This is a genomic window from uncultured Shimia sp. (assembly GCF_913054185.1).
GTDB lineage: Bacteria > Pseudomonadota > Alphaproteobacteria > Rhodobacterales > Rhodobacteraceae > Shimia.
In genome coordinates, this window is record NZ_CAJXIV010000109.1 from 1 (window position 1) to 13,496 (window position 13,496).

Annotated in this window: 12 protein-coding genes and 1 pseudogene; 5 read left to right on the forward strand and 8 right to left on the reverse strand. The window is 58.7% G+C overall.

Annotation, left to right across the window (positions count from 1 at the left end):
• Window positions 1-116: 116 nt before the first annotated feature.
• From QZ517_RS17570 to QZ517_RS17595, 6 genes are all read right to left on the reverse strand, one after another.
• Window positions 117-626: a DUF3299 domain-containing protein gene (locus QZ517_RS17570; RefSeq protein WP_294229464.1), complete on the reverse strand. Its 510-nt coding sequence runs from the start codon at window positions 624-626 to the stop codon at window positions 117-119.
• 35 nt (window positions 627-661) lie between these two features.
• Complete coding sequence (locus QZ517_RS17575) at window positions 662-1,909, reverse strand: ABC transporter permease (RefSeq protein ID WP_294229501.1); 1,248 nt, start codon at window positions 1,907-1,909, stop codon at window positions 662-664.
• Entirely contained in the window at window positions 1,909-2,604 is a 696-nt protein-coding gene (locus tag QZ517_RS17580) for an ABC transporter ATP-binding protein (RefSeq protein ID WP_294229467.1), read from the reverse strand. The genes QZ517_RS17575 and QZ517_RS17580 overlap by 1 nt, the downstream gene beginning before the upstream one ends.
• A gap of 21 nt (window positions 2,605-2,625) precedes the next feature.
• On the reverse strand, window positions 2,626-3,303 hold the full coding sequence (locus QZ517_RS17585) for a DUF2796 domain-containing protein (RefSeq protein ID WP_294229471.1): 678 nt from the start codon (window positions 3,301-3,303) through the stop codon (window positions 2,626-2,628).
• Between the two features lie 264 nt (window positions 3,304-3,567).
• Window positions 3,568-4,149, reverse strand: a complete 582-nt coding sequence (locus QZ517_RS17590) for a UbiX family flavin prenyltransferase (RefSeq protein WP_294229474.1) — start codon at window positions 4,147-4,149, stop codon at window positions 3,568-3,570.
• The gene (locus tag QZ517_RS17595) at window positions 4,149-5,666 is read right to left on the reverse strand and encodes a UbiD family decarboxylase (protein ID WP_294229477.1); all 1,518 of its coding nucleotides are present in this window, start codon (window positions 5,664-5,666) and stop codon (window positions 4,149-4,151) included. The genes QZ517_RS17590 and QZ517_RS17595 overlap by 1 nt, the downstream gene beginning before the upstream one ends.
• A gap of 134 nt (window positions 5,667-5,800) precedes the next feature.
• On the opposite strand from QZ517_RS17595, the gene QZ517_RS17600 reads away from it, so the two are divergent.
• From QZ517_RS17600 to QZ517_RS20090, 4 genes and pseudogenes are all read left to right on the forward strand, one after another.
• Window positions 5,801-6,340 (forward strand): SCP2 sterol-binding domain-containing protein, encoded by a 540-nt coding sequence (locus QZ517_RS17600; protein ID WP_294229481.1) that lies wholly within the window; start codon window positions 5,801-5,803, stop codon window positions 6,338-6,340.
• On the forward strand, window positions 6,340-7,317 hold the full coding sequence (locus tag QZ517_RS17605) for a peptidase U32 family protein (RefSeq protein ID WP_294229504.1): 978 nt from the start codon (window positions 6,340-6,342) through the stop codon (window positions 7,315-7,317). Before QZ517_RS17600 ends, QZ517_RS17605 begins: the two co-directional genes overlap by 1 nt.
• Before the next feature lie 3 nt (window positions 7,318-7,320).
• Window positions 7,321-8,232: a U32 family peptidase gene (locus QZ517_RS17610; RefSeq protein ID WP_294229483.1), complete on the forward strand. Its 912-nt coding sequence runs from the start codon at window positions 7,321-7,323 to the stop codon at window positions 8,230-8,232.
• Between the two features lie 62 nt (window positions 8,233-8,294).
• Window positions 8,295-9,317, forward strand: a pseudogene (locus QZ517_RS20090) (NnrS family protein); the annotation flags it as partial.
• 102 nt (window positions 9,318-9,419) lie between these two features.
• Here the strand turns inward: QZ517_RS20090 and QZ517_RS17620 are convergent.
• Window positions 9,420-10,565: an alkane 1-monooxygenase gene (locus QZ517_RS17620; RefSeq protein ID WP_294229491.1), complete on the reverse strand. Its 1,146-nt coding sequence runs from the start codon at window positions 10,563-10,565 to the stop codon at window positions 9,420-9,422.
• Window positions 10,558-11,988: a cytochrome P450 gene (locus QZ517_RS17625; protein WP_294229497.1), complete on the reverse strand. Its 1,431-nt coding sequence runs from the start codon at window positions 11,986-11,988 to the stop codon at window positions 10,558-10,560. Before QZ517_RS17625 ends, QZ517_RS17620 begins: the two co-directional genes overlap by 8 nt.
• Window positions 11,989-12,139: 151 nt before the next feature.
• Here QZ517_RS17625 and QZ517_RS17630 point away from each other — a divergent pair, with 151 nt between their 5' ends.
• Complete coding sequence (locus QZ517_RS17630) at window positions 12,140-12,847, forward strand: Crp/Fnr family transcriptional regulator (protein ID WP_294229500.1); 708 nt, start codon at window positions 12,140-12,142, stop codon at window positions 12,845-12,847.
• The last annotated feature ends 649 nt before the right edge of the window (window positions 12,848-13,496 follow it).

Here is a 13,496-nt window from a genome sequence, read left to right on the forward strand (position 1 = left end):
GCCAAAAACAACGTCGGTAATACGTCAGCATCGCAGCTGTTTCGCAGAGGTGCAGAAATTAGGCAGGAATGCTGGCCTTTCGCAAAGGTGAAGACAGAGGACGATGGGGGTGCCCCCTACCCTTTGTACGCCCGGACTTTGGCCTTGGTCAGGGTGTAGCCCACTTCCGCAAGACCTGTAGACGTGGCGGCGGTGTCAAACAGACCGGTGACCTCTACCGGGTCAAACAGGTCGGTGATGCCATAAGGTTTCTTGGCCGTGACCAGCACCAACTGATTGGCTGGTGGCGGCGGCACGTGGATGCAGGCACCGACAAAGGGCGCAAGAATGAACTCTGTGACACCGGAGGCGCCAAAATCGAGCGGCACGACAAATCCGGGAATACGTACGGTTTGGCCATTAAACGCTTCGGTCACTGCGCGGGCTTCTTCTTGATCAAAGCCGGTGGTCAACTGGCCGTGCTCCACCACGCCAATGCCACGCAGTTGCTGCAACAGCTTGCCGGTGTCCCCCGCAGGCACAAGGTCTTTCCAATCCAAGTCCACGACGTCCGCAGCAAGTGTGGGCAAAGCCCCTGTGGTGGTCAATGCGGCGAGACTTGCCAAGAAGCGGCGGCGAGATGTCATGAGCGTCTCCAAAGGATGTTGGCCATTCTACAGCCTTAGTGTTTCACCTGCATCCCATCCGCCAAAGACAGGAAGTAGGCGCGGACCGCAGGTAACAGGCTCACGAGGATGCCCGCAAAGATGACACAACACAGCACCAGCCATTCACGCGGGCTGGGCGGGGTGATCTCTATATACAGACCAAACGCAGCATCGATGCGGGCGCGCGCAAGCCACAATCCAGTGTACAAAAGGCCCATGCCCAGCGCGACGGCGGTCAGGCTCATCAGCGCGGCTTCGGTGGTGAGCAGCAGTAGGATGGTCCAAGGGCGCGCGCCAATAGCCCGCAGAAGCGCCATTTCGCGGCGGCGCTCGTTGAGGCCCGCGAAGATCATCGCCGCCATACCCAGCAATGCTGTGATCACCACCATAACAGAGACGGCAATCAGGGCGGTCTCAGCCACGCCGATCAGGCTCCAGAGTTCGCTGAGCGCGACGCCCGGCAAAATGGCCAGCAGAGGCTCTTGCGCATAGTCGTTGATCCAGCGCTGCAGGCGAAAGATTTGCAGGCGGGTGTTTGTGCCAATCATGGCGGCGGTCACCGCCTTGGGGGTGAGCGTCATTGCGCGCACGTCTTCTGCGCTGATGGTGTTTTGCGAACGCCCGCCGCCTTGCCAATCAATATGAATGGCCTCAATTGCCTCAAGGCTGACAAAGACGGTGCGATCCACCGGAGTGCCGGTTTTTTCCAAGACGCCGGATATCCGGAACGGTTTGTCGTCATGCTCTGTAAATGAGGCCACGCCATGGCTCACGACAATGCTGTCGCCCAGCTGATAGTCCAGTTTGGCGGCGACATCTGCGCCCACCACCGCATCAAACAGGTCGGCAAAGGCGGCGCCGTCGGCAAAATCCACCGACCGACCACCCCGGTATTTGTAACGCTCAAAAAACTCCGGCGTCGTGCCCAACACACGAAAGCCGCGGTGGCTGTCCCCAAGTGAAAGCGGCACACTCCAGTTCACTTCTGGACGATTGGCGATGTCTTGATAACTTTGCCAGGTGACATTGTTGGTGGCATTGCCCACGCGGAACACCGAATAGAGCAAGAGCTGCACACCGCCGGAGCGCGCGCCAACAATCAGGTCAGTTCCGGAAATGGTATCGGCAAAACTGGCTTTGGCCCCGGTGCGCAGTTTTTCCACACCTAAGAACAGCGCCACAGACAGCGCGATGGCAAAGATGGTCAAGCTGACCGTCACCATGCGGCTGAGCAAGGATTTTAGGGCGAGGCGCAGCAGGATCATGACGTGTGCCTCTTGGTTGTCGCAATCTCGGCCAGATCCAAGGTGCGATCAAAGCTGGCCGCCAGTCGGGCGTCATGGCTGACCATCAAAAGCGTGGCACCTGCCTCTTCGGCCTGCTGCATCAAGAGGTCCAAAAAGGCAGCCTGACTGTTGGCATCCAGCGAGGATGTCGGCTCGTCTGCGACGATCAGCTTTGGGCGGCCAATAAGCGCACGGGCGGCGGCGACGCGCTGTTGCTGACCAATGCTGAGTTCTGTGGTTTGCGCATGTAACACCAGCTGATCATCCAGCCCCAAAGCGGCAGTCAAACGCAGCGCCTCGTCCTGAGCATTGCCAAGGCGTTTGCGCCGCTCAGGTGCAAAGGACAGTTGCAACAGGATGTTTTCCAAGGGCGAGGCGTAGGGCAACAGATTGAACATCTGAAAGATCACGCCGATGCGCTCTGCACGCAGCCTGTCCCGCGCGGAAGGCCGCAAGGTGCCAAGATTCACGCCATCCACAACCACAGCGCCGCGTTGCGGTTGGGTGATGCCACAGATCAGGCTGAGCAATGTGGATTTTCCGGAGCCACTTTGCCCCAGCAGGAAAAGCTTCTCCCCCTCGGCCACTTCGAGGTTGGGCACGGTCAGCGTGAACTGCGTCCGACCTTGCCAGGTGAAGGCCACATCCTTGAGGTCTATTGCGGCCTTCATCTCTGTCTTACTGCCCGAATTTTAGTTAAGCGTCACAACCGGCGCGGCGGCGGTTGTCTCCACCTTACTGGCGCCAGCGTCGTTCACAAGCTGAACATCCAGCTCTTTGGCGTTGGGGAATTGCGCAAAGTAAGTGAGCTCGATGCTGGTCAGCTCGGCGGGGTTGGCACAGGTGAATTGATACTCGGCGTGAAACTCACTGTGGTTTACTTCGCCATGATCGTCGTGATCGTGTTCGTCATGTTCCCCATGGCCCTCGGCTGCGTGATCATCATGATCGTCGTGATCTTTTTCATGGTCATCATGGTCCGCATGGTCCTCGTCATGCTTTTCAGCATGGTCATCGTGGTCGTCATGATCATCGTCATGATGCGCCTCTTCGCTGTGCAGGTCGGCCTCAAAACTGGTCACGGTGCAGTTCGCGGCATCCGGCAGACCAAAGAGAGCCAAAGGATCCGAAAGCTTGGCAAGACCTGCTTCAATCGCCGCTTTGTCTTCATCCGATTGTGCAACGTACTCAAATCCAACGATGTCAAATCCCGGCGCTGTGAGTTCAATCGCAAGCACATCCCCATCCAGCGCAATGTTCAGGCCGCCGTGGCCATGTTCATGGGCGCCAAGTTCACGCTTTTCTTCGCCCACCGCAGGCGCAGCGACGGCAATCAGTGTGGAACACAGCAAAGCCTGATTGAGTGTCATGGGAGGTCTCCGAGGTAAAACGAAAGGATCGCCTTTGTCGTTATGTTATTATATTGCATAATGCAAGCGGGAGATGTGCGCCTCAAGACAAACAGGCTCTAAGTGACGTTGGCGCTTTGTTTGGGGGGAAGCGTCATCTCAACCATTGCGGATGGTGGCGAAGTGGGAAATAGGGCTGATTCATGTGTTCCGGTCGACCAACAGGAGGCGCAGCGGTCAGTGACAACGTCACCAAAAGAGCTTTTGAAGCACAAGGCGCGGCAGTTAATCGCAACAGCTCCCTTCTTTCCATTGCTTTGCAAGACCATCACCAATACCCAAAACATCGATTGCGCGTGCGGCCAACTGATCCACGATCTGGCGCACTGACGTTGGGTTTAGGTAAAACGCGGGCACCGGTGGCATCACAATCGCGCCCATTTCCGTCACCGATGTCATATTCCTGAGATGCGCCAACGTCAGCGGGGCCTCTCGGGCCAGCAACACCAATCGGCGGCGCTCCTTTAACTGCACACCAGCCGCGCGGGACAGCAGGTTGTCGTCCAATCCGGCAGCAATAGCAGCCAGAGATCGCATGGAGCACGGCGCGACAATCATGCCCGCAATAGGCACGGATCCGGAGGCAATGCTGGCCCCAATGTTGTGCACGTCGTGAACCCGCGAAGCCTGCGCCTTCAGGTGGTCCCAAGCCTCTGGGCCAACCTCTTCATGCAAGGTGCGCTGCGCCGCCGCGCTGGCCACCAAATCCACCTCAGCGCCCATTTCACGCAACTGACGCACCACTGAAACACCTAAGGCCGCACCGGACGCGCCCGCAATTCCCACAATCACTCTGACGTTGCGCATCACATTGCGTCCTTTCTGAGCCCTGGCATCACCTGAGCAACGAGGTCTTCCGCAAAGGCCGCGTCTTTGGGCGCAGTGTGCATAACTGCCCCCCAATCGCGGCTGGTCTCGCTGTCAATTTTGGTGGTGGCATCAATGCCAATCTTTCCGGCCAGCCCAGGTTCTGGCGAGGCAAAATCCAGATAGTCCATGGGCGTATTTTCAAGTTGCAAGACATCGCGCCCCGGATCCATCCGGCTGGCCAAGGCCCAGGCAATATCATCCCAGTTGCGCACATCGATGTCGTCATCCACCACCACTATCATCTTGGTGTAGCTGAACTGCGGCAACATCCCCCACAGCGCCATCATCACGCGACGGGCCTGCCCGGGATAACGCTTGTCGATGCTGATAATCGCCATGCGGTAAGAACAGGCCGCTGGAGGCAGCCACACATCCCGGATTTCCGGAATTTGCGCCCGGATTGTTGGCAGTGCCAGGCGATTGAACACCTCCCCAATCACCGCAGGCTCATCCGGCGGACGCCCGGTGTACGTCGACAAATAAAGCGGGTCTTTGCGATGGGTCACCGCCGTGACGTGCATCACCGGGAACGGCTCCGCCTTGTTGTAGTAACCTGTATGATCGCCAAACGGCCCTTCCGGCGCGGTCTCTGTTTGCGAAACATAGCCTTCCAATACAATTTCCGCATGGGCTGGCACCATCAACGGCACCGTCTTGGCGGCTACCATCGCAGGCCGTTGCCCATTCAGCGCACCTGCAAAGGTCAGCTCCGACACGGTTTCCGGTAACGGCAAGGCGGCTGACAACAGCGTCGCCGGATCGGCGCCCAATACCACGGCCACCGGTGTTGGTTCTCCATCTTGCGCCCAGCTTCGATGATGCGCTGCGCCACCGCGATGGGGCAGCCACCGCATGATCAGCTTGTCGCGGTCGAGCACCTGCGCGCGATAGACGCCAGCGTTATATTGGGTCACCTGTACGGCCTCCACACCACAAGGTTTGGTGATCACAACTGGCCAGGTGATCAGCGGCCCTCCGTCCCCTGGCCAATGTGTTTGCACCGGAATTTTGCCAAGATCCACAGCCGCGCCTTCTTGCACAATCTGTTGAACAGGCGCGGAGCGCACGGTCTTGGGCCGCGTATTAAGGGCAGCTTTCAGCATCGGCCAACGCGACAGCACATCCCGCATGCCGTCGGGCGGTGTTGGTGCCCGCAGTGCCGCCAAGAAATGTCCCAACTCTGAGACACTCTCCAGGGAAATGCCCAACCCTGCGGTCACCCGCTCGGAGGTGCCAAACAGATTTGTCACCACCGGCATCTCAAATCTATGTCCCGCGTCCGATTGCGGTGTCTCAAATTGCAACACCGGCCCATCCCGCTCCAACACATGCCGATGCACGGCGGTCATCTGATGACGCACCGAGACCGGCGCCGCAACGGCCTGAAATTGGTTGGTCTCTTTGCACCAAGCCAGAAAGTCTCTCAGGCTTGCAAAAGGCGGAAGTTGACGCACGGGGGAGTCCTGTTTTTGTCTGTCGGCTCCGCCTAACAGCAAAAATGCCGAACAAAATTGACCACCGTCAATTTGCCCCTCCCCGTCAGACTTTACGAAAGGAGCACTCAAGACAAAGACCAAGGGAGTCCTCCTTGTCCCAAACTTCTGTTTCCGTGCCTCGGTGCCCGCCTCTTTTGGCAGTGCCGTTGCGCGCTGTGCCGCTTGCACCGCTCTCAGCCTCACTCACGGCTTTCTCGCGCCGGATTGCCACCTCTCATCCCGGGTTGTATCGCCGCTTGGGTGACTATGCCAACACACCGTTTGTGATTGACCCAACCGATCTGCCGTTGGTGATCTTACTGCATCCTGGCAATGGCAAACCCACCATCACACTGACCCGCCGACCGGTCGAAGGGGCCGCCCGCATCGCTGGGCCATTAGCCGCGCTTTTGGGGCTTGTGCATGGCGGCTTTGACGGAGACGCGCTGTTTTTCTCTCGTGATTTGGTGATCGAGGGCGACACCTCTGCCTCCCTCGCCCTGCGCAACGCCATTGACGACGCAGAACTTGACCTGTCCGAAGAACTTTTGAACCTCACCGGCCCATTGGCTGCGCCGGTGCATCGGGCGCTGTTGCTTCTGGAGCGGCGCACTGGCCTGTATCTCACCCGCCCGGAGGAAGCCGCATGGTGATGGAAATTGTCTGCCCGGCGGGCACCCCTGCGGCCTTACGAGCGGCCGTGAAAGCCGGGGCGCATACAATCTACTGCGGCTTTGCGGATGAAACCAATGCCCGCAACTTCCCGGGGTTGAACTTCGACCGCGTGGAAATGCGCGACAGCGTTGCCTTTGCGCATCAACATGGCTCAAAGGTTCTGGTGGCCATCAACACCTTCCCCCGCGCGGGCGACGAAGCCATCTGGCACCGCGCTGTGGCAGACGCGGAATCCTGTGGTGCGGATGCGGTCATCCTTGCGGATGCAGGGTTGCTCGACTACGCCGCGCGCCACCATCCAAATCTGCGCCGCCACCTCTCGGTGCAGGCCGCCGCTGCCAATGCTGACATGGTCAACTTCTATGCAGAGACCTTTGGCGTGAAGCGCGTGGTTTTGCCACGTGTGCTTTCAGTGCCGGAAATTGCCGCCATCAACGCGGAAACCGAAGTTGAAACCGAAGTCTTTGTCTTTGGTGGATTGTGTGTCATGGCCGAAGGTCGCTGTTCGCTCTCCTCTTACGCCACCGGACGCTCGCCAAATATGAACGGCGTCTGTTCCCCCGCCAGCCACGTGGAATACCATGATCACAATGGGGTTCTGGATGCCCAACTGGGTGGCTACACCATCCATCGCGCACAAAAAGGCGATGCGGCACCCTATCCAACGCTCTGCAAAGGCTGTTTCTCCGCAGGCGAGAAGACAGACCATTTGTTTGAAGACCCGGTCAGCCTGAATGCCGAGCAGCTGATCCCGCAGCTACAGAAAGCCGGCGTGACCGCGCTTAAGATCGAAGGCCGCCAGCGGTCACGCTCTTATGTGACGCAAGTGGTGCGCAACTTCCGCGAGGCGGTGGACGCCTTGGAGGATGGCCGCCCGATGCCGCAGGGCATGCTGGCGCGTCTGTCCGAAGGTCAGGCCATGACCACCGGCGCTTACAAAAAGACCTGGAGATAACCCATGCAGCTCACTGTGGCCCCCATCCCGTTTTTCTGGTCCAAGGACACTTGGTCTGCGTTTTATGAAGAGATCGCCGAGACGTCGGTTGACCGTGTGGTGCTGGGCGAGTTGGTCTGTTCCAAACGCCTGCCGTTTTTCCAAGACCAAATCCCCGGCGCGATAGAGCGCTTGATCGCTGCTGGCAAAGACGTCGCCCTCACCAGCCTTGCCCTGATCACACTCAAACGCGAACGCAAACTGACCGCCGATCTGGTGGAGATGGGTCTAGAGGTTGAGGTCAATGACCTCTCCGTTTTGCCCTACCTGCCCAAAGGCACCAATTTCTCAGTTGGCCCGCTGGTCAATGTCTACAATGAAGGCACATTGCGTTGGCTGGCCTCGCTTGGGGCAACGCGTATCTGCCTGCCGCCAGAGCTGCCCCTGGCGTCTGTAGAAATTCTTGCCAAAGAGGCCGCAGCGTTGGGCGTGACCATTGAGGTTTGGGGCCACGGCCGCCTGCCGCTAGCCATCTCAGGCCGCTGCTATCACGCGCGTCTGCACGGTCGCACCAAGGACAACTGTCAGTTTGCGTGCGAGGACGACCCAGACGGGTTGGATGTCGCCACGTTGGATGGTCAGCCGTTTCTAACCATGAACGGTGTGCAGACCTTGTCCGACAGCTACGCCACCACAGTGCATCAGATCGACCAATTGCGGGACGCTGGCGTGACAGCCTTGCGCCTGTCGCCGCAATCAAAAGGTTTTGCGGAATTATGTCACCAGTATCGCGCCCTGGTGGAGGGCCAATGCAGTGGCGAGGCCGTGCTTGACGCCATCACCGAGCAAACCCCTGAGGTCCGCTTCTCAGACGGATTTTTGACCGGCGACCGGGGTGTGGCCATGTCCACGCCTGCAATAGCCGCAAGGACGTGACGCACAGCGCATTCTGGCAGGCGCCTTATCGACCGCTGTTCACAGCGGCGGGTATCTGGGCCGTGTTGTGCATTGCCTGGTGGCCGCTGGGCACCTCTTTCGAAGTGCCTGCTCCTGCGATGTCACCACCGGTGCTGTGGCATATTCACGAGCTGTTCTTTGGCTTCGCACCAGCGGCGGTTGGCGGCTACCTGCTGACGGCCATGCCGAACTGGATTGGCAAGGACCCAGAGCAAGGCGCGGTGCTACAATTGCTGTTGTTCACCTGGATCGCCGCGCGGCTGGGGATGGCCGTGTTTGACAATGTGCCGCTGCCTATCCTGCTCCCTCTAAACGTCGCCTATATACTCCTGTTGACGGGGCTCATGTCGCGCCGGTTGTTGGCTGCAAAAGCTTACACCAAACTTGGCTTTGTTGTCGGCTTGCTGGCCTTGGCAGGTTTCCAAATCCGGTTTCTCCTCCTCGCAAAATCCGGTGACGTCGCGGGCTGCATCGCCCTGACGCGGGTCCTGCTGCTGGGCTTTGCCGTCCTGCTCACCTTTGTCGGCGCGCGCATGATTCCGGCGTTCACGCAAAGCTGGCTCCACGGCATCGCTTGGACAGGCCCAGCCGTAAAACTCCGACCACGCACCCGCCAATGCGCTCTTCTCGCTTTGATCGTCGGTCTGATTGCGACAGGTCTTGATCTGACCTGGCTGACCTTCCCTGTGCTTCTGGTGGCGTCTTACTGTACGCTTTTCGCGGCTCTCGGATGGCGCAGCCATTCGACTCGGCGCAATCCGCTGCTGGCTGGCCTGCACGTCGCCTACCTTTGGCTGCCTCTTGGTCTTGCCGCCCTCGCCCTCACAGACCTCTTTCCCGCCCTCTATCCCGCAGGGGCCGCCAAACACGCGCTTACCATTGGGGCAGTTTCTGGCCTCATCCTCACGGTAGCGGGCCGCGCAGGTTGCCACACGCCGTCGGGCCAGCTCAAAGCGTCGCGCTCATTGGTTCTTGCCATGATCTGCCTCTGGCTCGCCACTGTCCTGCGCCTGATCGCGCCGGTAACTTCAAATGAAACCATTTGGCTCAACGGTGCAGCCTTTCTCTGGATCACCGCGTGGATTGCTTTCCTGATCACCCTAAGGCCCAGCCTCATCGGCCCACCGGTGCGCCCGGTGCTCAGTGGCAAGAAGGGCGCCAAAATCTTAACGAGCCGCCGGGTCCGGATGAGACAAAGTCTTGTAGGGTCCCCAGTCTTCGATTTCGGGATAAAACTGCCGCCGCCAGGCCCGCACACGCGGATTGAACATGCGTCGCCACAACGGGGGCACCATCGCCAGCGCCGTCATTGGCGGATAGCCGGTGGGCAACATCGGCACTTCGCTTGCGTCATAGACCTGCAGCAGTGGAAACCGCCGCATCGGGTGCACATGGTGATCGGCATGGCGCTGCAAATTGATCAGCAACGCCCCGGACACTTGATGGGCTGAATCCCAGCTGTGATGAGGTTTAACAGGCTCGTACTTGCCCTCCCCGAGGTACTTCCGTGTCAGCCCGTAATGCTCCACATAGTTGGTCAGCTCCAGCTGCCACACGGCCACCAACGCCTGAAACGCAAACAGGCCTAGGCCAACCCATCCACCGATGCCAAAGGCCAACGCCAGGAACCCCGCCTGCAAGCCAAGGTATTTCCAGATCGGGTTGGACAGATGTGTCGGCGGCAATCCTTTGCGCGCCAACATCGCTTTCTCCGCCCGCCAGGCAGAGCCAAATCCGGTCATCAGCACCCGCGCAAAGGCCCGGTGAAACCCTTCATTGTAGCGCGCAGTCACCGTATCCCGGCCCGTACCCACATAGGGGTGATGCACCAACAGATGTTCAGTACGAAAATGCCCGTAGAGCACCAAGGCCATCAGCAAATCACCCAGATTGCGCTCCAACTTGTTGGCTTTGTGAAACAGCTCATGCGCATAGACGATCCCAACGGTGCCGGTGGTCACGCCAATGCCAAACATGATCGCCAGCGCCTCCCAGACGCCATAGTCCGCGACCCGTGTCACGTAAAACAACGCGCCAAACACCAGGCAAAACTGGATCGGAAACCAGATGATCGTCAGCAGTCGAAACCAGAACAACTCGCTCTCAGGCGTATCTGGATCCGGGTTGCGCAAGTCCTGCCCCAACACGACGTCCAACAGCGGCATCAAGACCCAGCCATAGGCCGGGATCAGCGCCACATACCAGCCACCCTTTATCACCGCCAAGATCACGAGGGGTCCAAAGGTCAGTGTCAGCCAATAGGGCCAAGCGCGCAGCCGCGCTTTGTCTTGTGGCATGGTCGTTTCAGTCATGTCCCTTGTCCTTTGTCGCGCGGCGTGGCGTCAGCCGCAGCCAGATCCCGTCTTTGGCGCGCACGGTCAGATGCGCCACTGGAACGGCGGGTTTTTCCGTCACAATTTCAAAGCGGTACGCTCGCACCAGCATCGCAAGCAAAAGCGGCCCTTCCGCCATGGCAAAGGCCGACCCGGGACACACCCGCTGCCCGGCAGAGAAGGGAATATAGGCTTTCCGCAGGCACTCTTTGCCGTTTGGGGTGTCAAACCGGCCCGGGTCAAAGTCGTCTGGTTGATCCCAAAGCCGTTCATGGCGGTGTAAATGCCAAGGGCTCAAAATCACCTGAGAACCGCGCTTCACGTCGCGCTTACGGAAGTGCTCCGGACAGGCCGCCTCCCGCACATACATCGGCACCGGCGGATAAAGCCGCATGGCTTCGCGAAACACCGCCCGTGCCGCCCGCAGCTTTGACAGGGCTGAGAAATAGATCTTCTCCGGCGCAATCGCTGCCTGTGCCTCAGCCGCAACCTTGTCCTGCCACTCGGGGTAGAGCGCCAACAAGTAAAGCGACCATGACAAGGCCGCAGCCGAGGTCTCATGCCCCGCCAGAAAGAAGATTGCGACCTGATCGATCATTTCGTCGGTCTCAAACGTCTTGCCCGTCTCCGGGTCCGGCGTGGTCATGATCTTTGTCGCCAGATCATCCGGCGCGGTGCCCGCCGCAATCTGCGCGGCCCGCGCTGTGATCAACTGACCAATCAAGCTGCGGATGGTGCGGGCGGTCTCTTTGGTTTTGCGGGAATGAAAGCGCGGCAGCCACTTGGGCATGGGCAAAACCGCGGCCACATTGGCCAAGGGCTGTGCCGCCTGATGGGTCTTGAAGGTCTCAAAGGCTGCGCTGGCAATCTCATGCTCTATGGGCACCGAAAACAACGTGCGAAAGATCACGTCCATCGCCACGTGGCTGCAATGGCCTTCCATCTCTATTGGCGTGCCATCCGCCAACGGTTGGAGCCGGTCCACCGCCGCCACCCCACTGTCCCACATCGCCGGGAACACGCTGCGCAGCCGCCCGCCTTCAAAGGCAGGATCAATGATCCGCCGCTGACGCGCCCACAGTACGCCATTTGAGATAAAAATCGACTCGCCCAAGAGCGGCTTGAGCCCCACCCGCATGCGCTCTGACTTTGGGAAATCCATGGGGCGCTGTTTGAGCACCAGATCCACCAACTCGGGATCATTGCACAGGTATGACCGGAAAAACGGCGTGCGCATCTCCGCCATCCACGCGCGGTACAAATGCGCAGGCTGGGCTGACAGAATATCCTGGCGAAACAGCTTCAGATAGGACCAGAACGACACCTTTCCTGTGCGCGGCTTTGGTTTGGGAGGGGCCTGCGGCGGCGCCGCGTGCGGAGTGTCCAACACTGTATCGTCCATCAAATTTCCTGCGCAAACAGCACGCAATTCCATCAGATGTAGAAGGGAAAATTTTGCGGTCATTGATTGTTGTCAAAAAAACCGCCGCCAATTTGTGACACAGCAGTTTTACCCGGCCCCACCATCCCGTGGCCCAGCTTATGAGGTCTTCATGCGTTTGCCATCTCCCTCGGTTCACCCCTGCAGCCAATGTGCGTTTTACGATCAAAGCGTGTGGCAGCCGGTTGGCAACGGCGCCATGTCTTTTTTGACCGGTGGATTTTCCCGCCGCGAGTTTGCCGAAGGTCAGTCACTCTACATGCAGGGGGACGAAAACCGCGGCGTATTCTGTGTGTCGCGCGGGCTTTTTGCCATTCGCGCGCACAGTGAAACCGGCAACACAACCCTGCTCAAGCTCGCATATCCCGGCGACGTGATTGGTTTCCGCTCCTATCTCGCAACCGACCGTCACAAAACCGAGGCCCGTGCCCTTATGCCGTCGCGGGTGTGCACGGTGGCCGATCGCAACGCAAACCGGCTGGTGCACAATGATCCCAAAGTGCTCGCCCGACTGACCGCGCGCAGCATCGCGGAGATCGACGCTGCGCGGGATCGGATTATCCATGCGGCAACTGAAAGCAACCAGACCCGGCTGGCCCGCATCTTAGGCAAACTGATGCAGGCGCATGGCACCCGCGATGGTGACTTCCTGCGCATGCATTTGCCTTTGTCACGCACCGACTTGGCTGATCTGTTGGGCATCAAACCGGAAACGGTCTCACGTGTGCTCAATCGATTGAAAGCGGACGGGCAGTTTGTTGTGTCCGGCCGAGACATCCGCATGCCAATTGCGCGACCACACTCATCTGCGGTCAAATGATCGCAAACTGACTTGACGCGCTTGCCGTCCCAGTTGCATCAAATACCTGAAAGACAGCACCGCCTGATTGACGCGCGAAGATCAAACATCCGCCACCTTCCAGACCTGAGATCCGTGGGTCACGATCACACCGTAAATTGATGAAGTCTGTGACCGTCGGCGCGCCTGCTTCTACCCCATTTGCGCCAATTGGGGGTAGATACCGATGGACTGCAATGCACTATTCTGGACGAATAAAGTGCAATAAGTCCATATACCCTGACGTTTTCAGGACCACGTTAGATTTTCTTGGAATTATTAGTGGTGCCAGGGGCGGAGTTTAAAAGAAACTGTAAGGATTTGTAAGTAAATCGAAAAATTATCAAGCAAAAACACCGGTACCCCTTATGGTACCCCCAAGCCTGAATTTTCCTCTGGTGCGAGTGCGAATGCCCGCTTGTCCAAATAAGGCGATCCACTAAAGTCTATCTCACTCGATGTTGCCTCCATCTTTCCGGGCCGTCGCTGAGTGCCGCCCCCAACTTTTTCACGGAATCAAGGGCTATCGAACCGTTACTGTCGTTTGTGGCCTTGGTATTGTATGACCGCTTTCAGCAGTGGTTTCAACGGATCGACGCAACACATGCGTTAAACCGTTCTGCTGGAGTTT

Excerpts from the sequence above, each read along its gene's own strand:
- QZ517_RS17610 (WP_294229483.1), top strand. The coding sequence starts at position 7,321 with ATGCAGCTCACTGTGGCCCCCATCCCGTTTTTCTGGTCCAAGGACACT.
- QZ517_RS17630 (WP_294229500.1), top strand. The coding sequence starts at position 12,140 with ATGCGTTTGCCATCTCCCTCGGTTCACCCCTGCAGCCAATGTGCGTTT.
- QZ517_RS17605 (WP_294229504.1), top strand. The coding sequence starts at position 6,340 with ATGGAAATTGTCTGCCCGGCGGGCACCCCTGCGGCCTTACGAGCGGCC.
- QZ517_RS17585 (WP_294229471.1), bottom strand. The coding sequence starts at position 3,303 with ATGACACTCAATCAGGCTTTGCTGTGTTCCACACTGATTGCCGTCGCT.
- QZ517_RS17580 (WP_294229467.1), bottom strand. The coding sequence starts at position 2,604 with ATGAAGGCCGCAATAGACCTCAAGGATGTGGCCTTCACCTGGCAAGGT.
- QZ517_RS17620 (WP_294229491.1), bottom strand. The coding sequence starts at position 10,565 with ATGACTGAAACGACCATGCCACAAGACAAAGCGCGGCTGCGCGCTTGG.
- QZ517_RS17570 (WP_294229464.1), bottom strand. The coding sequence starts at position 626 with ATGACATCTCGCCGCCGCTTCTTGGCAAGTCTCGCCGCATTGACCACC.
- QZ517_RS17625 (WP_294229497.1), bottom strand. The coding sequence starts at position 11,988 with ATGGACGATACAGTGTTGGACACTCCGCACGCGGCGCCGCCGCAGGCC.
- QZ517_RS17590 (WP_294229474.1), bottom strand. The coding sequence starts at position 4,149 with ATGCGCAACGTCAGAGTGATTGTGGGAATTGCGGGCGCGTCCGGTGCG.